Consider the following 21,211-nt stretch of genomic DNA (forward strand, 5'->3'; position numbering starts at 1 on the left):
GGCTGCAGCCATCTTCTACAGCGCCTCCAAAATTGGCAAGACCAATTTCGACCAATCGCCCAAGCGGGCCGGACATTTCAGCGCAAAGCGAGGATTTGTGCCAACACCGCCACGGCGATGACGGCCGGCTGCTTGCCAGCAAGACCCGGCACGCCTATAGGGCAGACAACCTGGGCCAGGTCCGACTCGCCGAAGCCGCGAGTGGCCAGGCGCTGCCGAAAGCTCGCCCATTTCGTGCGGCTGCCAATGAGGCCGATGAAGGCCAGGTCGCCACGTTCGCGCTGGCGCTTCAGGCAGGCGACCACGATGTCGAAGTCCTCGGCGTGGCTGTGGCTCATGATGAGCACGGCCGAGCCGGGCGCAAGGTCGGGCACCGCATCGGCGGGCGGGTCCACCGCCTCCTGGCGCCAGCCGCGCGCGGGCGGCTCGGCGGGGAACTGGTCGGCGCGGCTGTCGATCCAGTGCAGGGCCAGTGGCAGGTCGCGGGCAATGCGCGCGATGGCCAGGCCGACATGGCCGGCGCCGAACAAGGCCAGGGGTTTGCGTGGTTCGTCGGGCAGATGGGCGGTCAGGTCTTCACCCGCCGCGATGCGCTGGAAGTGCAGCCACACGACACCGCCACAGCACTGGCCCAGCGTGGGGCCGAGCGGGTAGCGCACTTCGTCTTCCAATTCGCCGCCAGCCAGCGCGGTGCGCGCCCGAGCAATGGCGTCGAACTCCAGATGCCCGCCGCCGACCGTGCCGGTGATGCCGTCCGGCGTCACCGTCATCCACGCCCCGACCTCGCGCGGCACGCTGCCCGACGTGCGGGAGACGGTGACGAGGATGCAAGCCACTTCAGCCACGCGTAGCCTTCCTCTTCATGCGCAGGCGCTTGAAGCGCAGGAACACGCCCAGCCCGAGCGCGGCCAGTGCACCGCCCAGCAGGAACTGGCCCATCGCGATGGCAATGCCAGCGCCGCTCCACACACCAAAGTTGGCCAGCCCCTCAAAGATGGCCAGGCCGCCATCGCCCAGGCGGTCCAGTCGCGAAGGCTTGTCAGCTGCCACGGTAGGTCGAGTACGCCCACGGCGAGGCCAACAGGGGTACGTGATAGTGGCTGCTCTCGTCGGCAATGCCGAAGTCCAGCGGCACTTCGTCCAGAAAAGCCGGCTCCGGCAGCACCGCACCCAGCGCGCGGAAATAGGCGGCGACTTCGAAGACGAGGCGGTAGCGGCCGGCCGTCAACGTGGGGCCGTCCAGCAGCGGGCCATCGGCGCGGCCGTCACCATTCAGGTGCAGGCTGCGCAGCCATTTGGGGCCTTCCGCATCAAAGCGGTAAAGGCGCACGGCCATGCCGGCGGCGGGGCAGCCGTTGGCGGTGTCGAGAACATGTGTTGTCAGTTTGCCCATGGGCTCTCCGGGTTCGGTACGGCTTGATGCAAAGTGTAGGGATGAGCACAGCCCAGCAGCCTCGGTATCCCCGCGACCTCATCGGCTACGGCGAGAACCCGCCTCACGCGCAATGGCCGGGCCAGGCCCGCGTCGCCATCCAGTTCGTCCTGAACTACGAGGAAGGCGGCGAGAACTCGGTGCTGCACGGCGACGCCGGCAGTGAGCAGTTCCTGTCGGAGATGTTCAACCCGCCCAGCTTCCCGGCGCGGCACCTGAGCATGGAAGGCATCTACGAATACGGCTCACGCGTGGGCGTGTGGCGGCTGCTGAAGGAGTTCGAGCAGCGCGCGCTGCCGCTGACCGTGTTTGGCATCGGCATGGCGCTGGAGCGCCACCCGGATGTGACGCAGGCCTTTGTCGAGCTGGACCACGAGATCGCCTCGCACGGCTGGCGCTGGGTGCACTACCAGAACGTCGACGAGGACACCGAGCGCGCCCACATGGCGCAGGCCATGGCCAGCCTCAAGCGCCTGACGCTGGGCCGCGACCCGCACGGCCTGGGCTGGTACACCGGCCGCGACAGCCCCAACACGCGCCGCATGGTGGCGGACTTCGGCGGCTTCGAGTACGACAGCGACTACTACGGCGACGACCTGCCCTTCTGGCTGCAGGTGCGCAAGACCAACGGCGACCTGGCGCCGCATCTCGTCGTGCCCTACACGCTGGACTGCAACGACATGCGCTTCGCGTTGCCGCAGGGCTTCAGCCACAGCGAGCCCTTCTTCGAGTACCTGAAGGACTCGTTCGACGTGCTGTATGCCGAGGGCGCGGAGAGCCCGAAGATGATGAGCATCGGCATGCACTGCCGCCTGCTGGGCCGCCCGGGGCGCATGCGCGCGCTGCAGAAGTTCCTGGACCACATCGAGGCGCATGACCGCGTGTGGGTATGCCGGCGCCTGGACATCGCGCGGCACTGGAAGACGGTCCACCCTTTTGACGCCCGCACCGCTTTTGTTTGGGAATGATGAAGCTAGCCGACCTCAACAACGCCAGCACCACCGACTTCGTCACGCTGCTGGACGGCACCTACGAACACTCGCCGTGGATTGCGGAGCGCGCTGCCGCTGCTCGACCGTTCAAGTCACTCGCCGCGCTGAAGGTGGCGCTGGCCCGCGTCGTGCGCGAAGCCAGCGTCGATGAACAGCTGGGCCTGATCCGCGCCCACCCCGAGCTGGCCGGCAAGGCCGCCGTGGCCGGCGAGCTGACGGCCGAGTCGACGAACGAGCAGCAGAAGGCAGGCCTCACCGCCTGCACGCCCGAGGAGTTTGCCAAGCTGCAGAAGCTCAACGCCGACTACAACGCGCGCTTCGGCTTCCCGTTCATCCTCGCGGTGCGCGGCCCGCGCGGCACGGGCTTCACGCGCGCCGAGATCATTGCCACCTTCGAGCGCCGGCTGCGCGCGCACCCGGACGTGGAGCGGGCCGAATGCCTGCGGCAGATCCACCGCATCGCCGAGATCCGGCTGAACGACAAGTTCGGCGTGCGCTGCGAGTTGGGCGAGCAGCTCTGGGACTGGGCCGCCGAACTGGCCGCGCACAGCGAGGACGAGGCCTTCCTGACCTGCACCTACGCCACGCCCACGCACACGGCCGTGGCCGAGCAGTTGATGACGTGGATGCGCGACTGCGGCTTCGACGACGTGAGCCGTGACGCGGTCGGCAATGTCATCGGCGTCTACAACGGCACGGGCGACCAGCGCCTCATGACCGGCAGCCACTACGACACCGTGCGCCGCGCCGGCCGCTTCGACGGGCGGCTGGGCATCTTCGTGCCCATGCTGGTCGTGCGCGAGCTGCACCGCGCCGGCAAACGCCTGCCCTTCGGGCTCGAAGTCATCGGCTTCGCGGAGGAAGAGGGCCAGCGCTATGCCGCGACATTCCTCGCCTCCAGCGCGCTGACCGGCGCCTTCGACCCCGCCTGGCTGGAGCAGACCGACGCCGCCGGCATCACCATGCGCGACGCGATGCGCTCGGCCGGCCTGCCCGCCAAGGTGGCCGCCATCACCGCGCTGAAGCGCGACCGCAGCCGCTACCTCGGCTTTGTCGAAGTCCACATCGAGCAAGGCCCGGTGCTGGACAGCCTGGACCTGCCGCTGGGCATCGTCACCAGCATCAATGGCAGCTACCGATACACGGGCGAGATCGTCGGCATGGCCAGCCACGCCGGCACCACGCCGATGGGCCAGCGGCGTGACGCGGCGGCGGGCGTGGCCGAGCTGATCCTGTTCGCGGAGAAGCGCGCCACGGCCGTGCCCGACATCGTTGCGACGGTGGGCATGCTGGAGGTGCCCTCCGGCTCCATCAACGTCATTCCCGGCCGCTGCCGCTTCAGCCTGGACATGCGCGCGACGACCGACAAAGCCTGCAATGCGCTGAGACTCGATGTGCTTTTCGAGCTGAACGACATTTGCAAGCGCCGCGGCCTGAGCTACACGCTGCAGGCCACCATGATGGCCAACGCGGCACCCAGCGACGGGAGGTGGCAATCGCGCTGGGAAGCCGCCGTCACCGAGCTGGGCCTGCCCCTGCACCGCCTGCCCTCTGGCGCCGGGCATGACGCGATGAAGATGCACGAGCTGCTGCCCCAAGCCATGCTGTTCGTGCGCGGCGGCAATGGCGGGATCAGCCACAACCCGTTGGAGTCGGTGACGGTGGATGATGCGGAGCTGGCGGTGCAGGCCTTCAACCATCTCCTGCAAGGCCTGGCCTGAGTTCATGCATTACGTCGCAACGAGTCTTGGAACGGATTGGCCGAGAAAGGAACAGGCCGTACCGATCTGGTTTCGTGCGCTCAAGCGCGTGGTGCCGGTCGCGAACCCCGATATCGAGTCGCTGTTTCCGCAGGTGCGATGCTGGTGGCTTGAGGTCGATGACGCCGGTGTCCCGCAGCGGGAAGTAGGTCTGGATGCGACGGGCACCGTGGTCGTCGCCGCGCCCGTCGACGAAAACATGGGCTTCTGGACGGACTCGTCCATGACCTTCCCGCCCTCCGAACAGAATACCGTTTCGCTTGACGATTTCGAGAGCGCCTGGCGCGCGTTCGTCGACAGATGGGATGCCGCGAAGTAGCCCCAGTCAAGCAAACGAATGAACCAGCAAGGAACAGAACCCATGTCATCCCTGGACCAGCAGATCACTTCCCGCTTCGACGCGCAAGTCCGATTCCTCCAAGAACTCGTCCGTATCCCCACCGACACCCCACCCGGCAACAACGCGCCGCATGCGGACCGCACGGCCGAGCTGCTGACCGAGCTGGGCTTCACCGTCGAGAAGCATGTCGTGCCCACGCCGGTGGTGAAGCGCGGCGGCATGGAGTCCGTCACCAACCTCATCGTGCGCCATCGCTTCGGCACCTACGGCCCCAAGATCGCGCTGAACGCCCACGGCGACGTGGTGCCGCCCGGCGAAGGGTGGACGCACGACCCCTATGGCGCCGAGATCGTCGACGGCAAGCTCTACGGCCGCGCGTCCGCCGTCAGCAAGAGCGACTTCGCGACCTACACCTTCGCGCTGCTGGCGCTGAAACACTCGGGCCTGCCGATGCGCGGCGCGGTGGAGCTGCACTTCACCTACGACGAGGAGTTCGGCGGCGAGCTGGGCCCGGGCTGGCTGCTGCGCGAAGGCGTGACGCGGCCGGACCTGCTGATCGCCGCCGGCTTCAGCTACCAGGTCGTCACGGCCCACAACGGCTGCCTGCAGATGGAGGTGACGCTGCACGGCCTGGCCTCGCACGCGGCCTATCCGGAGACGGGCGTGGACGCGCTGCAGGCCGCAACCAAGCTGCTGACGGCGCTGTACGCCCACAACGAGGTGCTGAAGACGCGCCGCTCCGAGGTGGAGGGCATCACCCACCCCTACCTGAACGTGGGCCGCATCGAGGGCGGCAGCAACACCAATGTCGTGCCCGGCAAGGTGGTGCTGAAGCTGGACCGCCGCATGATTCCGGAGGAGCAACCCGCTGCCGTCGAGGCCGAGGTGCGCGCGTTGATCGAGGCCACGGTGGCACAGTGCCCCGGCATCCGGCTGGAGATGAAACGCCTGCTCCTCGCCAACTCCATGAAGCCCCTGCCCGGCGCCGAGCGGCTGGTGGCCGCGCTGCAAAAGCACGGCGAGGAAGTCTTCGGCGAGCCCATCCCGACCTCGGGCACGCCGCTCTACACCGACGTGCGCCTCTACACGGCCCAGGGCATCCCGGCCGCCATCTATGGCGCGGGGCCGCGCACGGTGCTGGAGAGCAATGCCAAGCGGGCGGACGAGCACCTGGACCTCAACGACCTCAAGCGCGCCACCCAGGTGGTGGCACGCACGCTGGCGGAGCTGCTGGAGCGCCGCTCCGGGGCATGAACACGTCCCGATCGGCGCTACTGGGTTGCCCGCGATGAAACCGCGTCGCCGTGACGGCGCTGATCTGCAGGAGCTGCTGGCGCTGAACCTCGCCGACCTGCAGCTGCTGGCCGTGCTGCTGCAGGAAGGCAGCGTCACGCGGGCCGCCGAGCGCACCCGCCAGCCGCAGCCGGCGGTCAGCCGCAAGCTGCAGCGCCTGCGCGCGGTGATGGGCGACCCGCTGCTGGTGCGCAGCGGGTCCAGCCTGGTGCCGACCGAGCGCGCCGCGCTGTTGCGCGAGCCGCTGGCCGAGATCCTGTCGCAGGTGGCGCGGCTCAGCGCCGGCAGCGGCTTCGACCCGGCGACGACGCAGCGCGCCTTCGTCATCGCCTCGGCCGACAGCCTCGCGCCAACCTTCCTGCCCGAGGTGATCGCGCGCGTCACGGCGGCGGGCTCGCGCATCGCCATCCATGTGCGGCCGGTCGACCCGGCGTTCGACATCGCCCAGGCGCTGGACGCCGGCCACATCGACTTGGTCGTCAGCAACGAGCCGCGGCCCCGCGAGGACCTGCGCCTGGGGCCGCTCTACAGCGACGAGGTGGTCTGCATCATGCGTGAGGGCCACCCCCTCGCGCAGGAGCGGCGGCTGTCGCTCGCGCGCTACCTGCGCATGAGCCACCTGGTGCCGCACGCCGGTGCGACGCCACGCACCGGCCCCATCGACGGCGAACTCGCCAAGACGGGCTACCAGCGGCGCATCACCGCGACGGTGCCGGAGTTCAATCTCGTGCCCTATGTGCTGACGCGCTCCAACCTCGTCTTCACCACCGCACGCCGCTTCGCCGAACACTACGCGGCCATGATGCCGCTGGTGATCGTGCGGGCGCCGAGCGAGCTGCCGCCGATGAACTTCTACCAGCTCTGGCACGAACGCAGCCAGGCCAGCCCGGCAAGCCGCTGGCTGCGCGAGCAGGTCAGCGCCGTCGCGCAGGATCTGACGAGGGCTTGAGAAGCGCGGGGCCTGCATGGCCTGAGTGATATGAGCGGCATGGCCGGCGCATGGCTTTTGCTATGCCCCGCCGGTTCCTAGACTGAAGTCATTCATCCAGGAGCCCGCTCATGCAACGCCGCCAATTGCTCAAGTTCGCCGCCGCCTGCGCGCCGACGCTTCCCGCCGCCGCACGCGCCGCCACCGCAACCGCCAAGCTGACGCCAATCAAGTTCACGCTGGACTTCCGCGTCAGCGGTCAGGTCGCGCCATTCTTCGTTGCGCTGGCGAAGGGCTACTACCGCGAGCAGGGGCTGGACGTGAGCATCGACGTCGGCAACGGCTCGGTGGCGTCGATCACGCGTGTGGCCAGCGGCGCCTATGACATGGGCTTCGGCGACATCAGCGCGCTGACCGAGTTCAACGCCGAAGCGGGCCGCGCCGACCTCGTGCGCGCCGTCTACCAGTACTACAACCGCGCGCCCTTCGTCATCATCGGCCGACGCGACCGCGGCCTGGGCAACGACTGGCGCAGCGTCGCCGGCAAGCGCATCGCCGCCGGCGCCGTCGAATCGACGCGCCGCGCCTGGCCCATGGCCGCCAAGCACCTGGGCATGAAGACCGACGCGTTCGAGTGGGTCACGACCGACTTCTCGCAACGCGACAACGTCATCATCCGCGGCGACGTCGACGGCGCGACCTACTTCCACGACTCCGCGGTGTCGCTGTTCCAGCGCGTGCCGGTCGAGCAGCTCGCGGTATTGAAGTATTCGGACGCCGGCCTGCAGCTCTACGGCAACGCCATCCTCACGTCGACCAAGCTGGCCGCCGCCAACCCGAGCGCCGTTGCCGGCTTCCTGCGCGCTACCCAGCGTGGGCTGAACGAAACCCTGGCCGACCCGGCAGCCGCGATGGCGCATGTCATTGCCCGCGAGCCCCTGCTGGCCGCGGCAACCGAGATCGCACGCTGGAACATCACGGCCGGCTACGTGACCGGCGCCGACACGCGCCAGCACGGCCTGGGCGGCGTACACCGCACGCTGGCCGAGCAGCAGATCGCCTCGGTCGCCGAGACCTTCGGACTCAAGTCGAAGCCGGCTTTCGACGCGGTCTACGACCTGCGCTTCCTGCCGCCGCAATCGGAACGCATGGCCAAGGCCTGATCACCATGAGTGATTCCCTGAACGACACCGACGCGCTCTACCTGCGCCATGCCATCAAGCTCTCCGCGCAGGCCGGCGAGCGCGGCAACCGGCCCTTCGGCGCGGTCATCGTCGCGGGCAGCGGCGCGGTGCTCGGCGAGGCCCGCAACGACAACGCCGAGACCGGCGACTGCACGGGCCACGCCGAGGTCAACGCACTGCGAGTCGTCGCGCAAACGCACCCGCGCGGCGCCTTCGGTGGCGCCACGATGTACGCCTCCGGTGAGCCCTGCGTGATGTGCGCAGGCGCGATCTTCTGGTCTGGCATTCGGCGCGTCGTCTTCGGCATCGATGCCGTCAGCCTGCGCGGCTTCCGTGCCCTGCAGGCCGGCGCCGACGACCTGGAGATGTCCTGCCGCGACGTCTTCAAGACCTCTTCCCACCCCTTCGAGGTGCTCGGCCCGGCGCTCGCCGCCGAAGCCACCGCCCCCCATAACGCCTTCTGGCAACGCTGAACGGACATTGACATGAACACGATGCAGGAACTGCAGAGAGAGTCGCGCATGGGCGCGATGGGCTCCGAGACCCACCAGCGCGAGGTGCGCGTCATCGACCTGGCCGACTTCGAAGCCCGCCGCGCCGAGATCGCCGACCAGCTCTGGGACGCCGCCGTCGACGTCGGCTTCTTCCAGCTGAAGAACCACGGCATCGCGCCGGCTGCCATCACGCAGGCGTTCGCGCAGACCGAGCGCTTCTTCGCCCTGCCCGACGCGGTCAAGGCCCGGCACCCGCTGAAGAAGCAATTCAACGCCGGCTGGGAAAGCCGCGCCCAGGTGCGCCCGTCGACCGGCACGCCGGACCAGAAGGAGTCCTACCAGATCACCCGCCCGCACATGGAGGGCCTCTGGCCCGACGACGAGCTGCCGGGCTTCCAGGCCACGATGCTGGGCTTCGAGCAGCAGGCCTGGGCCGTGGGCATGCGCGTGCTGTCCTGCTTCGCGGCCAAGCTGGGCTTTGCGGACGACTTCTTCACCGTCGCGCACGACCCCTCAAAGCCCGGCTACCAGAGCACGCTGCGCCTGCTGCACTACTTCGCGATCGACCCGGCGCAGCGCGACCGCCTCGGCCTGTGGCGTGCCGGCGCGCACACCGACTTCGACTGCCTCACGCTGCTGTTCCAGCGCGCCGGCCAGGGCGGCCTGCAGGTGCTGCCGGGCAAGGACATGGCGTCGCAGGCCTGGACACCGATCAAGCCGGCCGACGACCTCATCACCTGCAACATCGGCGACATGCTGATGCGCTGGAGCGATGACCAACTGCCCTCCAACTTCCACCGCGTGAAGAACCCTGCGGCCGATGAGTACCAGGGTGCGCGCTACAGCCTCGCCTTCTTCGCGCAGGCCAACCGCGACGTGCTGATCGAAAGCCCGTCGGGGAAGTACCCGCCAATCACTGCGGAAGACTATTTGCAGCAGCGTGTAGCGGCGAACTTCGCCAAGTACTGACACCACCGCACTACATCGGGGCGAAAGGCCGTCGAGCCTCGCTCTCCCGTGGTGCAGGCAATGCCGCAAGGCCGCAACGTCCCGCACCACCGCAGGCATGGAACTTGTGTATTGCGTGGAAGCACCGCATCGCTCGCCCCCTCAAGGAAACCGAATGACCTTCTCCCAGCACGTCGGCAAGCTGATCACCGCCTTCGCCTTGCTCGCCGCGCCGCTCGCACAGGCACAGGACACGCCGATCAAGTTCCAGCTCGACTGGCGCTTTGAAGGCCCCGCGGCGCTGTTCCTGCTGCCGGCGGCCAAGGGTTACTTCAAGGCCGAAAAGCTGGACGTGAGCGTGGACGCCGGCAACGGCTCGGGCGGCGCGGTGACGCGCGTGGCCTCCGGCGCCTACGACATCGGCTTTGCGGACATGGCTGCGCTGATGGAGTTCCACGCCAACAACCCCGACGCGCCGAACAAACCGGTCGCCGTCATGGTGGTCTACAACAACACGCCGGCCGCSGTGCTGRCGCTSAAGAAGWSSGGCATMAAGACSCYGGCCGACCTGAMCGGCAAGAAGCTCGGCGCGCCGGTGTTCGACGCCGGCCGGCGCGGCTTCCCCATCCTGTCCAAGGCCAACAAGCTGGGCGCGGTGACCTGGGTCAGCATGGACCCGCCGCTGCGCGAAACCATGCTGATGCGCGGCGACGTGGACGCGATCACCGGCTTCTCGTTCACGTCGCTGCTCAACCTGGAGGCACGCGGCGTGAAGGCGGCAGATGTGACGCTGTTCCCCTACGCCGAGAACGGCGTGAAGCTGTACGGCAACGTCGTCATCGCCAGCCCCAAGTTCATCAAGGAAAAACCGGAGGCGCTGAAAGCCTTCCTGCGCGCCTTCACCAAGGGCGCCAAGGAAGTGCTGGCCAAGCCGGACGACGCGATCGCCTTCGTCAAGGAGCGCGACGGCATCATCAACGTCGACCTGGAGAAGCGCCGCCTGCGCATGGCCATCGCCGACGCCATCGCCAGCCCTGATGCGCGCACCGAGGGCTTCGGCCAGCTGAACGCGGGGCGCCTGTCGCTGATGGCCAGCCAGGTGTCCGACACCTACGGCACCAAGACGCGCGTGGACGCTGGCGCCGTGTGGAACGGCAGCTTCCTGCCCAGCACGGCCGAGTTGAACATCCTGCCGCCGGTGAAGAAATGAGGGTCTATGGGCCCAACGGCCGCCCGCGTGCGGTCGAACGACCGGCCGAGGCCGGTGGTGCCAGCGCCGGCAGCACCGGCAGCGCAGACAAGGCGGTCGTCGCTCCATTCGTCGACTTCCGCGACGTCTGGCTGGCCTACAACGACGAGCTGCTCGCGCAAGGCAAGTTCGCCGTCGAGGCCATCGACCTGAAGGTCGCCCGCGGCGAGTTCATCGCCATCGTCGGGCCGTCGGGCTGCGGCAAGTCCACCTTCATGAAGCTGGCCACCGGGCTGAAGCCGCCGTCCCGCGGCGAGATCCGTGTGGATGGCAAGACCGTGCACGGCCCGCTGAAGATCAGCGGCATGGCCTTCCAGTCGGCCTCGCTGCTGCCCTGGCGCACGACGCTGGCCAACGTGATGCTGCCGCTGGAAATCGTCGAGCCCTTCCGCTCCGAGCTGAAGACCAAGCGCGCCGAGTTCGAGGCCCGCGCCCGCGCGCTGCTGGCCCGCGTCGGCCTGGCCGGCTATGAAGACAAGTTCCCCTGGCAGCTGTCCGGCGGCATGCAGCAGCGCGCCAGCATCTGCCGCGCCCTCATCCACGAGCCCCAGTTGCTGCTGCTGGACGAGCCCTTCGGCGCGCTGGACGCCTTCACGCGCGAAGAGCTGTGGTGCATCCTGCGCGACCTGCAGGCGGCGCAGGGCTTCAACGTCATCCTGGTCACGCACGACCTGCGCGAGTCGGTCTTCCTGGCCGACAGCATCTACGTGATGACGCGCAGCCCGGGCCGCTTCCTGCTGAAGCGCGACGTGCCGCTGCCACGCCCCCGCGAGCTGGACGTGACCTACACGCCCGAGTTCGGCGAGATCGTGCTGGAGCTGCGCGGCCACATCGGCGCGCTGAAGAAGGCTGGCGCGGAGATCTCGCAATGAAGGCTCGCCGACTTCAAAAGCAGGCCCACTGGATCCTGCTCGTCCTCATCCTCGCCATCTGGCAGAGCGTCTGCGGCCTGTTCGACGTGTCGGAGTTCCTCTTCCCCAGCCCGTCGCGCATCGCGCAGCAGTTCTGGGAGCACCACACCACCATCCTCGGCCACGCCTGGCGCACCTGGTGGGTGACGATGCTGGGCTTCGGCATCTCCATCGTCGTGGGCGTGCTGCTGGGCTGCCTGATGGGCAGCTCGCGGCTGGCCTACGACGCCATGTACCCGCTGATGACGGCCTTCAACGCGCTGCCCAAGGCGGCCTTCGTGCCCATCCTGGTGGTGTGGTTCGGCATCGGCGTGGGGCCGGCCGTGCTGACGGCGTTCCTCATCAGCTTCTTCCCCATCATGGTCAACATCGCCACCGGCCTGGCCACGCTGGAGCCGGAGCTGGAGGACGTGCTGCGCGTGCTCGGCGCCAAGCGCACCGACGTGCTGTGGAAGGTCGGCCTGCCGCGCTCCATGCCCTACTTCTTCGGCGCGCTGAAGGTGTCCATCACGCTGGCCTTCGTCGGCACAACGGTGTCGGAGATGACCGCCTCCAACGAAGGCATCGGCTACCTGCTGATCTCGGCCGGCTCGTCCATGCAGATGGGCCTGGCCTTCGCCGGCCTGCTGGTGGTGGGCGCAATGGCCATGGCCATGTACGAATTCTTTGCCGTCGTCGAACGCCGCATGACCGGCTGGGCGCACCGCGGCCAAAACTGATTTCTATAACGAGGAGAACCCAAAGATGAAAAAGAAGACCCTGCTGGCCGCCCTGATCGCATGCTCAGCCGGCCCGGCGCTGGCCCAGAGCAGCGTGACTCTCTACGGCCTGGTCGACATGAGCGTCGGCAGCACCAAGGCGCCCGGCGCGACGGGCTCGGTGAAGGGCGCCGAAAGCGGCAAGATGTCGACGAGCTTCTTCGGCTTTCGCGGCAACGAAGACCTGGGCGGCGGCCTCGCGGCCATCTTCCAGATCGACAGCTTCCTGCGCGCCGACACCGGGCAGAGCGGCCGCTTCACCGGCGACGGCTTCTGGGCCCGCAATGCCTTCGTCGGGCTGACCAGCAAGGAGTGGGGCACGCTCAAGGCCGGCCGCAACACGACCAACCTGTTCGTCGCTACGCTGAGCTTCAATCCCTTCGGCGACTCCTTCGGCTACTCGCCCAGCATCCGCCACATCTTCAGCAGCAACACCGTCACCGGCGACTCGGGCTGGAGCGACTCGGTGATGTACACGACGCCCAACTTCAGCGGCTTCACCGCCACGGCCCTGGTTGCCGCCGGTGAAGGCGTGGGCGGCCGCAACGTGGCCGCCAGCGGCACCTATGTCAGCGGCCCGCTGGCCGCCGCGCTGGTCTACCAGAAGGCGCAGAAGGACGGCGCCACGGCCGTGGACGACACGACGGTCTGGCAGGGCAACGGCTCCTACGACTTTGGCATGGTCAAGGTCTTCGGCCAGTACGCCAAGGCCACCAACGACACCAGGAAGATCGACTACAAGATCTACGAGGGCGGCGTGAGCGTGCCCATAGGCCTCGGCAAGGTGCTGGCCCAGTACGGCCAGATCAGCCCCAGCGCGGGTGCCGGCCGCAAGACCTGGACCGTGGGCTACGACTACTTCCTGTCCAAGCGCACTGACCTGTATGCGATGGCCATGAGCGACAAGCTGAGTGGGCAGTCGACGGGCGAAAGCTATTCGGTGGGCATGCGCCACCGGTTTTAACGCGGCTTCAGCACCTGCTGCCGCTGCGCCAGCTCAGCCGCACCGAAAGGGCTCCAGCCGGGCTTGTCGGCATAGACGCGGTAGAGCGCCGCGAGGTTGGCGCGCAGCATGGCGTCGTCCGGCGCCATCGCCAGCGCCCCGAGCAGGCTGCGGTTCAGGCGCTGAGCGCTGTCCGGGCTGCCCTGCACGTTTGTGAGGGCGGTCACGGCGGCGAGGTTGGCGGCGGCGGCTGAGGCCGGCAGGCGCTCCTTGGCAGCGGCAAAAAGCGCAGTGGCCGCGCGGCGGTCGCCCTGGGTCCAGGCAAGTTGGCCGCGCAGCGCGGCGGCCAGGCCCCAGGCGGCGGGTGCCTGGTCGGCCGGCACGGCGGCCTCGTAGCGGGCCAGGGCGGCGTCCACGCCGCGTGCCAAGCTGGCGCGCTCTGGCTCGGGCATTCCCCCCACCTGCAGGCGCAGCCAGCCAGCCACGGCTTCGGCGTAGGCCAGCTCGGGCAGCCAGCGCGCGAGAGACCAGTCCGGTTGGCCTTCGCCCGCGCGGGCCAGCACCCAGCCGGCCGGCAGGCCCGGTCGCATGGGCTCCAACTGCATCCAGTCGCCGCGCGACCCGGTGATCCAGTAGGGGAAGCTCTGCCTGGCCGAAGCGCCGAAGGCCACGCCCGGCAAAGCCGCGTCCGGCGACGGCCGCACACGCAGCGCCTCGCGGCAGGCGGCGTCGATGCGGGCCAGGTCGGCCAGCGAGATGCGCCGCGGCGCAAAGGACAGCGCCTGCATGGGCAGGCCGGCCTGCAGCTCGGCGCCACCCCAGCTCAGCGCGATGCGCTCCGGCGTGAGGCCGCCCTCACCTTGGCGGGCAAAGCGCAGATAGGTCTGCACGAAGAGTTCGCCGTCCTGCTCGAAGAGCCGGCCCCAGATGGCCAGCACGGCCTGGCCCGGCGCCAGCGTGCCGCCCTGCACACCGCCACGGCTGACGCGCAGCAACACCTGCTCCACGTCGCAGACGGCGCCGTGTTCGGCCAGCAGGTCCACGGCGCCGACCGAGCCTATGGGCAGCATGGCCATCAGCAGCTGCAGATGGGCCAGCGACGAGATCTGCCGGCTGGCCGCCTGCAAGCGGGGCGAGCCGCCGTCTACCCGCCAGGGCAGCACCAGCGCGTTGACGGCCGCGCCGCGGAAGACGACGGGGTCGGAGCAGTCGCGGTTGAACATCGCCGCCTGCGCCGAGGTGGCGAGCAGCAGTGCCAGGAACAGGGTAAGGAAACGGCGCAGCATCATTCGTTCCCTGCACAGGGCTGGGCCGGCTGATGCAGGCGCAGCACGCCGGCCTTGGGGTAGGCCGGGTCGAGCAAGGCCTCGCGCAGCGTGCGGGCGGCGCTGGCGTGCACATGCTCGCGCAGCGCCGTCAGCTCGGTCTTGGCTCGCCCGGCCAGCCCGCGCTTGAGCATGGCGCCAAGCAGGCTGTGGGCACGGCAGAGGTTGGCGTGGGCCGGCTCGTAGGCGCGCTCGCGCAGCAGCTTCAGGCCCAGGGCGGTGGCGACGAAGGCGTCCAGGTCCAGCGGGCGGGAGACGAGTTGCACGGCGTCCTGGGCGGGCACGGCGCCGGCCTCGGGGTAACGCAGGCGCTGCAGCCCTGCCGGCACCGTCTCGCGCTGGTCGGCGGCAAAGCGCAGCGGCACGAGCAGGTAGTTGATCTGCGCGGACAGCACCGGCGGCGTGCCGTCGCGGTCCACCGCGCCCCAGACCTCCAGCAGCACGCGCTGGTCATTGAGCTGCTCGACGAGTTCGGGGCTGAACTCGCTGCCGTCCAGCGCCGGCGACCGCTTGGGGCAGGCACGAAAGGCCACGGGCGTCGCACCGGGGTTGATCCATTGCTCGTCGCGTTCCTGGTCCAGCTCGAACTGCAGCTTGTTCAGGAAACGCTCGATGGCCGCGCGGTCGGGCATGGCGCCGCCGCTGGGCTCGCTGAGCAGCACGGTGAAGCTGCCCGGCGCGGCAGGGCAGTTGACGACGGCGGCCTGGGTGTTGGCGCACAGCAGCAGCACAAGCAGGAAGGTTTTCATTTCATTCCAAGTTCGCTATGGCTTCGTCCACCGTCTGCTTCAGGCGCGGATACGCCTCGGCCGGCGCGGCGATGTCGCCACCGATGCGCTGGCGCAACTCGTCGGGCTTGCCCGCCACCGCCGCGTTGACGAGGTCGCGGTAGCGGCGCAGTTGCGGCAGCGCCTTGCGGCAGCCGTTGTCGCCGATCAAGCCCACCAGCGTGCGGTGGGCGCTGATGTCGTAATGCTGGTTGCGTTTGAGCAGCAGCGGCGGCAGCACGCGGCACAGCAGCTCGGCGTCGCGCACGGCCATGGCCTCCAGGCCCCGCGTGGCGGCCACGGCGTGCAGGTCGGTGCGGCGCAGCTCCATCAGCAGGGCCGGCAGCGCGGGCTCGCCGAAGGAAGCCAGCACGACGGCGCTGTTGTTGAGCTTGCCGAGGTCCTCCTCCTCGGTGAGCTTTTGCAGCACCACCAGCATCTCTTTCGTGTAGCTCAGGTTGAGCTGGCCCTGCTTGACGGCCAGGTCCACCGAGTCCTTGATCCAGAAGCCCAGCACCAGGGTGACGATGCCGGCCAGCAGCTTGGGCGCCTCGGCACCCATCCAGCCGAGAAAGCGGGCCGGCAGCGGCTTGGGGGGCGGGGCGGGGGCGTCCATGGCGCGCAGTGTGTGCCTGCGGGTACGCGCCGCACAACCCTAATTCAGCTAGCGGGCGCGCTGGCGGCTGTGGCCCTGGCGGCCAGCGCGCCATTGACGTGCTTGATGATGTCTTCGAGGCAACCGGTCTCGCACCAGCCGGACATCGTGGTGGCGATGGTGCCGTCCCCGCGCACTACCACGGTGTAGGGCACGCCATTCGCCTTGGCAAAGGCCTTGGCAGCGGCACCGTCCGGGTCATAGATGTGCTGCATCTGCATCTTCTCCGCCAACCCCCGGTGCAGTGGGCGGAACACGTCCCGCTCCTCGACGTTGACCGCGACGACGCGCACGCGCTCCTTCCTGGCCGCGATCTGAAGCCGCTCCATCTGCGGCAACTCGTTGCGGCAATGCGGGCACCAGGACGCCCAGAAGAACACGACCACCGGCATGCCTTCGAAGTCGGACAGGCGCACGGTCTTGCCGTCCAGCGTCTTGCCCAGCGGCACGTCCAGCGGCACGCGCTCCAGTGGCGGTGGCTTCGGCTTGTCCTCGGCTCGCACGGAGCCAGTCAGCGTCGCCAGGCCGGCCCAGGCCAGCAGGCCGCGCCGGTGCAGTTCGTTGTTCATGTCATCTCCCTTGGTCAGGCGCGTCAGGCACCGGACGAGCGCGATCTTAGGCAAGCGATGGCGCTGCCTAGAATCGCGACATGCCCGCCCTCCATCGCGCCCTCAGCAGCGCCCACCTGCGCCGCCAGTCCTGGTGGCTGCTGGCCGTGCTGGTGCTGGGCCTGCTGGCGCCGGGCATCAGCGCAGCGCTGGCGCATGCGCGGGGCGACTTCTCGGCTTGGCAGGACATCTGCCGTGCGCCCAGCGTCAACGGCAAGGCGGCCCAGCCAAAACCCATCGAGGCGGCGCTGGACCTGCTGGCCCACGGCCATTGCCCGGCCTGCCACATCGGCGGCGCAGACGGGGCCGGTCCGCCCCCGGTACCCGCGCTGCTGCTGCGCGACGACCTCGTGGCCGAGGTGCCCGAGCGCTTCTGGACCGCACCGGTCACCGGCCACGCCTGGCGGCCCGCCAGCGCCCGCGCGCCACCCGCGCAAGCCTGAGTCCCCTGCCCCGCCACCGCTGCTGCGGTGGATGCCGCCGCACCCGCGCGGCCGACTCTTGCTTGCCCTGATCCATGAAACTCCACCCGCTCGCGCTGGCGGCCGCTCTTTGCGCCGCCAACGCTTGGGCCTGCGACGACTGCGCCCCCGAAGCGCACGTCGCCGCCGTCCAGGAACCCGCCCCCCGTACCGCCCTCGGCCTGGTCACCGTCAACGGCGCCTCGTCCACGTCGCTGCCCACCGTCATCCCGACGACGCTGGAGGGCGTCACCGCCGCCGACATCGCGCGCAGCATCAACGCCACCGACGCCGAGGACGCGCTCAAGTACCTGCCCAGCCTGCTGGTGCGCAAGCGCTACCCCGGCGACTACAACCACGCCGTGCTGTCCACCCGCGCCTCGGGCACGGGCAACAACGCGCGGGCGCTCGTCTTTGTCGACGGCATCCCGCTGGCCAACCTGCTGGGCAACGGCGCGGCCTTCACGCCGCGCTGGGGCCTGGTCGGCGCCGAGGAGATCGCCCGCGTGGACGTGCTCTACGGCCCCTTCTCGGCGGCCTACAGCGGCAACTCGGTGGGCGCCGTCGTCGACTACCAGACCCGCCGGCCCCAGGCCTTCGAGGCCCACGCCGAGGTCGGCCTCTACAGCCAGCGCTGGCGCTATGGCGGCGATGACACCAGCTACCAAGGCCGGCACGCCAGCGCGTCGCTGGGCGACAAGGCGGGCGACTGGAGCTGGTGGCTGAGCCTCTCGCGCCACGACAACGAAGGCCAGCCGCTGACCTTCCCGACCCGCGCCGTCGCCACCACAGCGCCCGCCGGCAATGCCCAGCCGGTGACCGGTGCCGTGGCCGGCCAGGACCGCTTCGGCCAGCCCTGGTGGCTGCTCGGCTCGGCCACACAGATGCACACGGTGCAGGACCAGGCCAAACTGCGCCTGGCCTGGCAGCCCACGACCGAGTTGCGCGCGCAAGCCCTGCTGGGCCTGTGGCGCAACAGCGGCGATGCGAGCAGCCAGAGCTGGCTGCGCGACGCGGCCGGTAATGCCGTCACGACGGGGGCCGTCAGCATCGACGGCCGTGGCTACACGCTGGCCGCCAACGAGTTCGGCCTGACGCATGACGAAGCCGAGCACCGCATCCTCGGCGCTACGCTCAAGCGCAGCGTGGCCGATGGTTTGAACTGGGAACTCGCCGCCAGCCACTATGACTACGCCAAGGACCGCAGCGCCYAACCGCTGGCCCGCACCGGTGGCGCCGGGCGCATCACGCGGCTGGACGGCAGCGGCTGGACGACGCTGGCCGCCAAGGCCTCGGTGAGCGGCTGGGAGGGCGGGCTGCAACGCGAGCACCATGTCTGGCGCCAGCGCGTCGACGACGCCAGCGATTGGCTGAACGAGGGCACGCTGACACCCTTCACCGCCTTCAATGGCGAAACCACGCTGACCAGCGCCTTCGCCCAGCGCGTGCTGGACCTGACGCCCGGCCTGCGTGCCGTGCTGGGCCTGCGCCAGGAGAGCTGGCAGGCGCAGAACGGCAGCAAGACTGCGGCCAGCGGCCAGACGGTGAGCTATGCCGGCCGCCGCGAAAGCGCCCTCTCGCCCAAGGCCGCACTCGGCTGGGCCGCCAGCGACGCGCTGGACCTGCGCGTCAGCGTCGGTCGCGCCGTGCGCTGGCCCACGGTGGGCGAACTCTTCCAGGGCGGCCTCAGCGCCACCGGCGCCTACGTCGAGGGCGACCCCGTCACCAACCCCGACCTGAAGGCCGAACGCGGCTGGACGCGCGAGCTGTCGGCGCTGTGGCATGCCGAGGCCGGCGAGCTGCGCGCCACCGTCTTCCACGAGAACACGCGTAACGCCCTCTACAGCCAGGCCAGCGTCATCAACGGCAAGACGGTGTCCAGCGTGCAGAACATCGCCCGCATCGAGACGCTGGGGCTGGAACTGGTCGGCCGTGGCGACGTGGGCAAGGCCTGGCGCTGGCAGGCCAGCCTGACATTTGCCGACTCGACCATCAAGGAGAACGCCGGCTTCGTCGCGACCGCAGGCGACACGATTGGCCAGCAGCAGCCGCGCGTGCCGCGCTGGCGGGCCAGCGCGCTGGTCAGCTATGCGATCACCCCCACGCTGGACGCAAGCCTGGGCGCGCGCTACGGTAGCCGGCAATACGGCAACCTCAACAACGCCGACTTCAACGGCATGGCCTACCAGGGCTTCAGCCGCTACTTCACGGCCGATGTGAAGCTCGCCTGGCGCATCAACCGCCAATGGAGCGCCAGCCTCGGTGTGGACAACCTGAACAATGCCGAGTACTGGAACTTCCACCCCTACCCCGGCCGCACCGTGCTGGCCAACCTCCGCTTCGATCTATGAAAAATCTCGCTGCACTCACGTTGTTCGCTGCTGCGAGCGCCCAGGCCCACATCGCGCTGGAGCAGCCCGAAGCCCCGGCCGGCAGCAGCTACCGCGCCGTCTTCAAGGTCGGCCACGGCTGCGAGGGCGGCGCGGCAACGAAGGAGATCGTCGTCACGCTGCCCGAGGGTTTGCTCGGCGCCAAGCCCATGCCCAAGCCCGGCTGGACGCTGACGACCAAGCGTCGGGCACTCAAAACCCCTTACGACAGCCACGGCAAGCCCGTCATCGACGAGCTGGCCGAGGCCCGCTGGGTGGCCAATGGCGAGGCCAACTACCTGCTGGACGCGTGGTACGACGAGTTTGTGCTGCGCGCCTCGTTGCCGGCAGAGCCCGGGGAGGTCTGGTTCCAGGTGCGGCAGGTGTGCACCCAGGGCGAGTGGAATTGGGCCGAGGTGYCGAGCACCGCGACGCCAAAGCCACGGGCACCGGCGGTGCAGCTGAAGGTAGTGCCGGCTCGGGCGGAATCTCACGTCCACTGAAGCGAAAAAGCCGGGCCGACCCCGGCTGATCGCGGCTTCATCCGCGAGCCTGCGCGCCGATGATTCATCCCGTCACCAGTGCATGGCCCCCGGCAACGTTGCGGCCCCTGGCGAGGCGGCACCGCGAGCCGCACACGACCACGAAAGCACGAGTTCCGGCCCGCACTGCGTCACCCCCCGGTGTCGCCCGCGCCAGCCACCTGCGCTGTGATGAACGCCGCAGCCCTACGCTCACCGCAAGGTGAATGTCTCGGGCGGTGTGAAGCGCTCTTTCGCCCCGAACGGCCTTGGCCGCTCGGGGCTTTACTTTTCCCACATGCAAACGCCACTCGGCGTGCGCGGCGGCCTTCCGGGAACTGACCGGTAGCATCGCTACCTGTTGCAGCAGCAGGAGCTCGTCATGACAGTGCTCGCTCGATTCTGCGTGGCACTGTGGTTTGCGGCGGCGGTGCAGACTGCGGCAGCCGTCGAGGTTGTGCGCATTCCGCGCCCCGAGGTTCGGGAAGACCGTCGGTCGGTCTACGCCGATCAATTGCTGGCGCTGGCGTTGGCGCGCTGCGGCACCGAGTACCGGATCGAGCATGCGGGTGTCACCATGAACCAGGAGCGCCAGGTCCTTGAGCTGGAGGCGGGGCGCATGATCGACGTGGCGCCCATTCCTGCCTCGCCCGAGCGCGAAGCCCGCCTGCTGGCGATCCGCATCCCCGTCAATCGCGGCATGCTCGGTTGGCGGATTGGCCTCATCCGGCACGGAGATCAGGCACGGTTTGCGTCGCTCAACTCACTGCAGCAGCTTCAGCAACTGCGGGTAGGCCAAGGCCAGGGCTGGCCGGACACTGAGATCCTGCGCGCCAACGGCATTCCGGTCGTGGCTGGCTCGGCCTATCTGGCGCTCTTCAACATGCTGCAGGGAGAACGATTCGACTACTTTCCCCGTGGGTTGACCGAGGTCTGGGATGAACTGGAGGAGCGCTCGGCCCGCTTCGAGGTGGAGTCGCACGTGGTGCTGCACTATCCCTATGACGCCTACTTCATGGTGAACCGCAAGGCCACGAAGCTTGCCGCCGACATCGAGCGCGGACTGAACCAGGCGATAGCCGATGGCAGCTTTGACAAGCTCTTTGAAAGCTACTTCGGCGAACGGTTACGCCGTGCGCGCCTGCATGAGCGCGTGGTGATCGATCTCACCAATCCGCTGCTCACACCCGGCACCGCCACGCCTGCCGAACGTCCGGAGCTCTGGTACGACTTCCGGCGCTGGCCGGCGAAGGCGAAGCCGAAGTAGGCAACG

23 protein-coding genes are annotated in these 21,211 nt (G+C 69.0%); 16 read left to right on the top strand and 7 right to left on the bottom strand.

Going from position 1 to position 21,211, the window contains the following annotated elements:
- Positions 1-77: 77 nt before the first annotated feature.
- The 3 genes from xdhC to uraH are packed head-to-tail and all read right to left on the bottom strand — an operon-like array spanning position 78 to position 1,393.
- Positions 78-845 (bottom strand): xanthine dehydrogenase accessory protein XdhC, encoded by a 768-nt coding sequence (gene xdhC, locus ACXRVZ_RS20615; protein ID WP_457424002.1) that lies wholly within the window; start codon positions 843-845, stop codon positions 78-80.
- Positions 838-1,050 carry a hypothetical protein gene (locus ACXRVZ_RS20620; RefSeq protein WP_457424004.1) on the bottom strand — a complete coding sequence of 71 codons (213 nt, stop codon included), beginning with the start codon at positions 1,048-1,050 and terminating at the stop codon, positions 838-840. Before ACXRVZ_RS20620 ends, xdhC begins: the two co-directional genes overlap by 8 nt.
- Positions 1,040-1,393 (bottom strand): hydroxyisourate hydrolase, encoded by a 354-nt coding sequence (uraH, locus tag ACXRVZ_RS20625; protein WP_457424006.1) that lies wholly within the window; start codon positions 1,391-1,393, stop codon positions 1,040-1,042. The genes ACXRVZ_RS20620 and uraH overlap by 11 nt, the downstream gene beginning before the upstream one ends.
- 41 nt (positions 1,394-1,434) lie before the next feature.
- Between uraH and puuE the strand changes: the two genes are divergently transcribed.
- From puuE to ACXRVZ_RS20685, 12 genes are all read left to right on the top strand, one after another.
- On the top strand, positions 1,435-2,400 hold the full coding sequence (puuE, locus tag ACXRVZ_RS20630; RefSeq protein WP_457424008.1) for an allantoinase PuuE: 966 nt from the start codon (positions 1,435-1,437) through the stop codon (positions 2,398-2,400).
- Positions 2,397-4,145 (top strand): 2-oxo-4-hydroxy-4-carboxy-5-ureidoimidazoline decarboxylase, encoded by a 1,749-nt coding sequence (gene uraD, locus ACXRVZ_RS20635; RefSeq protein WP_457424010.1) that lies wholly within the window; start codon positions 2,397-2,399, stop codon positions 4,143-4,145. Before puuE ends, uraD begins: the two co-directional genes overlap by 4 nt.
- 4 nt (positions 4,146-4,149) lie before the next feature.
- Entirely contained in the window at positions 4,150-4,503 is a 354-nt protein-coding gene (locus ACXRVZ_RS20640; protein ID WP_457424012.1) for a hypothetical protein, read from the top strand.
- Positions 4,504-4,545: 42 nt separating this feature from the next.
- The gene (locus tag ACXRVZ_RS20645) at positions 4,546-5,778 is read left to right on the top strand and encodes an ArgE/DapE family deacylase (protein WP_457424014.1); all 1,233 of its coding nucleotides are present in this window, start codon (positions 4,546-4,548) and stop codon (positions 5,776-5,778) included.
- A gap of 34 nt (positions 5,779-5,812) precedes the next feature.
- Entirely contained in the window at positions 5,813-6,766 is a 954-nt protein-coding gene (locus ACXRVZ_RS20650; RefSeq protein ID WP_457424016.1) for a LysR family transcriptional regulator, read from the top strand.
- 110 nt (positions 6,767-6,876) lie between these two features.
- Positions 6,877-7,908 carry an ABC transporter substrate-binding protein gene (locus tag ACXRVZ_RS20655; protein WP_457424018.1) on the top strand — a complete coding sequence of 344 codons (1,032 nt, stop codon included), beginning with the start codon at positions 6,877-6,879 and terminating at the stop codon, positions 7,906-7,908.
- A 5-nt stretch (positions 7,909-7,913) separates the two neighbouring features.
- Positions 7,914-8,402: a nucleoside deaminase gene (locus ACXRVZ_RS20660; protein WP_457424020.1), complete on the top strand. Its 489-nt coding sequence runs from the start codon at positions 7,914-7,916 to the stop codon at positions 8,400-8,402.
- Positions 8,403-8,414: 12 nt separating this feature from the next.
- Entirely contained in the window at positions 8,415-9,392 is a 978-nt protein-coding gene (locus tag ACXRVZ_RS20665) for an isopenicillin N synthase family dioxygenase (RefSeq protein WP_457424022.1), read from the top strand.
- A gap of 154 nt (positions 9,393-9,546) precedes the next feature.
- Complete coding sequence (locus tag ACXRVZ_RS20670; RefSeq protein WP_458232775.1) at positions 9,547-10,581, top strand: ABC transporter substrate-binding protein; 1,035 nt, start codon at positions 9,547-9,549, stop codon at positions 10,579-10,581.
- Positions 10,578-11,492 (top strand): ABC transporter ATP-binding protein, encoded by a 915-nt coding sequence (locus ACXRVZ_RS20675; protein WP_457424026.1) that lies wholly within the window; start codon positions 10,578-10,580, stop codon positions 11,490-11,492. Before ACXRVZ_RS20670 ends, ACXRVZ_RS20675 begins: the two co-directional genes overlap by 4 nt.
- Positions 11,489-12,250 carry an ABC transporter permease gene (locus tag ACXRVZ_RS20680; protein WP_457424028.1) on the top strand — a complete coding sequence of 254 codons (762 nt, stop codon included), beginning with the start codon at positions 11,489-11,491 and terminating at the stop codon, positions 12,248-12,250. The genes ACXRVZ_RS20675 and ACXRVZ_RS20680 overlap by 4 nt, the downstream gene beginning before the upstream one ends.
- A 25-nt stretch (positions 12,251-12,275) precedes the next feature.
- Positions 12,276-13,253, top strand: coding sequence for a porin (locus tag ACXRVZ_RS20685; protein ID WP_457424030.1), 978 nt, complete (start codon positions 12,276-12,278; stop codon positions 13,251-13,253).
- Here ACXRVZ_RS20685 and ACXRVZ_RS20690 read toward each other — a convergent pair.
- The 4 genes from ACXRVZ_RS20690 to ACXRVZ_RS20705 are packed head-to-tail and all read right to left on the bottom strand — an operon-like array spanning position 13,250 to position 16,548.
- Positions 13,250-14,518, bottom strand: coding sequence for a hypothetical protein (locus tag ACXRVZ_RS20690; RefSeq protein WP_458232776.1), 1,269 nt, complete (start codon positions 14,516-14,518; stop codon positions 13,250-13,252). The genes ACXRVZ_RS20685 and ACXRVZ_RS20690 overlap by 4 nt on opposite strands.
- Positions 14,518-15,306: a hypothetical protein gene (locus ACXRVZ_RS20695; protein WP_457424034.1), complete on the bottom strand. Its 789-nt coding sequence runs from the start codon at positions 15,304-15,306 to the stop codon at positions 14,518-14,520. Before ACXRVZ_RS20695 ends, ACXRVZ_RS20690 begins: the two co-directional genes overlap by 1 nt.
- Position 15,307: 1 nt before the next feature.
- Positions 15,308-15,940: a hypothetical protein gene (locus tag ACXRVZ_RS20700; protein ID WP_457424036.1), complete on the bottom strand. Its 633-nt coding sequence runs from the start codon at positions 15,938-15,940 to the stop codon at positions 15,308-15,310.
- Positions 15,941-15,984: 44 nt separating this feature from the next.
- Positions 15,985-16,548, bottom strand: a complete 564-nt coding sequence (locus tag ACXRVZ_RS20705) for a TlpA disulfide reductase family protein (protein WP_457424038.1) — start codon at positions 16,546-16,548, stop codon at positions 15,985-15,987.
- An 80-nt stretch (positions 16,549-16,628) separates the two neighbouring features.
- On the opposite strand from ACXRVZ_RS20705, the gene ACXRVZ_RS20710 reads away from it, so the two are divergent.
- The 4 genes from ACXRVZ_RS20710 (at position 16,629) to ACXRVZ_RS20725 (ending at position 21,205) form a co-directional block, all read left to right on the top strand.
- Positions 16,629-17,030, top strand: a complete 402-nt coding sequence (locus tag ACXRVZ_RS20710; protein ID WP_457424040.1) for a DUF2946 family protein — start codon at positions 16,629-16,631, stop codon at positions 17,028-17,030.
- A gap of 74 nt (positions 17,031-17,104) precedes the next feature.
- Positions 17,105-19,399 (top strand): TonB-dependent receptor, encoded by a 2,295-nt coding sequence (locus ACXRVZ_RS20715; RefSeq protein WP_458232777.1) that lies wholly within the window; start codon positions 17,105-17,107, stop codon positions 19,397-19,399.
- A complete protein-coding gene (locus ACXRVZ_RS20720) occupies positions 19,396-19,920 on the top strand; it encodes a YcnI family copper-binding membrane protein (protein ID WP_458232778.1) in 525 nt (174 codons plus the stop codon). The genes ACXRVZ_RS20715 and ACXRVZ_RS20720 overlap by 4 nt, the downstream gene beginning before the upstream one ends.
- A gap of 400 nt (positions 19,921-20,320) precedes the next feature.
- On the top strand, positions 20,321-21,205 hold the full coding sequence (locus ACXRVZ_RS20725; protein WP_457424046.1) for a hypothetical protein: 885 nt from the start codon (positions 20,321-20,323) through the stop codon (positions 21,203-21,205).
- Positions 21,206-21,211 lie beyond the last annotated feature (6 nt).

The sequence above is a fragment of the Roseateles sp. P5_E8 genome (genome assembly GCF_054177665.1).

Coding starts and splice junctions, on each gene's coding strand:
- uraH (WP_457424006.1), bottom strand. CDS start 1,393: ATGGGCAAACTGACAACACATGTTCTCGACACCGCCAACGGCTGCCCC.
- puuE (WP_457424008.1), top strand. CDS start 1,435: ATGAGCACAGCCCAGCAGCCTCGGTATCCCCGCGACCTCATCGGCTAC.
- uraD (WP_457424010.1), top strand. CDS start 2,397: ATGATGAAGCTAGCCGACCTCAACAACGCCAGCACCACCGACTTCGTC.
- ACXRVZ_RS20640 (WP_457424012.1), top strand. CDS start 4,150: ATGCATTACGTCGCAACGAGTCTTGGAACGGATTGGCCGAGAAAGGAA.
- ACXRVZ_RS20645 (WP_457424014.1), top strand. CDS start 4,546: ATGTCATCCCTGGACCAGCAGATCACTTCCCGCTTCGACGCGCAAGTC.
- ACXRVZ_RS20650 (WP_457424016.1), top strand. CDS start 5,813: ATGAAACCGCGTCGCCGTGACGGCGCTGATCTGCAGGAGCTGCTGGCG.
- ACXRVZ_RS20655 (WP_457424018.1), top strand. CDS start 6,877: ATGCAACGCCGCCAATTGCTCAAGTTCGCCGCCGCCTGCGCGCCGACG.
- ACXRVZ_RS20660 (WP_457424020.1), top strand. CDS start 7,914: ATGAGTGATTCCCTGAACGACACCGACGCGCTCTACCTGCGCCATGCC.
- ACXRVZ_RS20665 (WP_457424022.1), top strand. CDS start 8,415: ATGAACACGATGCAGGAACTGCAGAGAGAGTCGCGCATGGGCGCGATG.
- ACXRVZ_RS20675 (WP_457424026.1), top strand. CDS start 10,578: ATGAGGGTCTATGGGCCCAACGGCCGCCCGCGTGCGGTCGAACGACCG.
- ACXRVZ_RS20680 (WP_457424028.1), top strand. CDS start 11,489: ATGAAGGCTCGCCGACTTCAAAAGCAGGCCCACTGGATCCTGCTCGTC.
- ACXRVZ_RS20685 (WP_457424030.1), top strand. CDS start 12,276: ATGAAAAAGAAGACCCTGCTGGCCGCCCTGATCGCATGCTCAGCCGGC.
- ACXRVZ_RS20690 (WP_458232776.1), bottom strand. CDS start 14,518: ATGCTGCGCCGTTTCCTTACCCTGTTCCTGGCACTGCTGCTCGCCACC.
- ACXRVZ_RS20695 (WP_457424034.1), bottom strand. CDS start 15,306: ATGAAAACCTTCCTGCTTGTGCTGCTGCTGTGCGCCAACACCCAGGCC.
- ACXRVZ_RS20700 (WP_457424036.1), bottom strand. CDS start 15,940: ATGGACGCCCCCGCCCCGCCCCCCAAGCCGCTGCCGGCCCGCTTTCTC.
- ACXRVZ_RS20705 (WP_457424038.1), bottom strand. CDS start 16,548: ATGAACAACGAACTGCACCGGCGCGGCCTGCTGGCCTGGGCCGGCCTG.
- ACXRVZ_RS20710 (WP_457424040.1), top strand. CDS start 16,629: ATGCCCGCCCTCCATCGCGCCCTCAGCAGCGCCCACCTGCGCCGCCAG.
- ACXRVZ_RS20725 (WP_457424046.1), top strand. CDS start 20,321: ATGACAGTGCTCGCTCGATTCTGCGTGGCACTGTGGTTTGCGGCGGCG.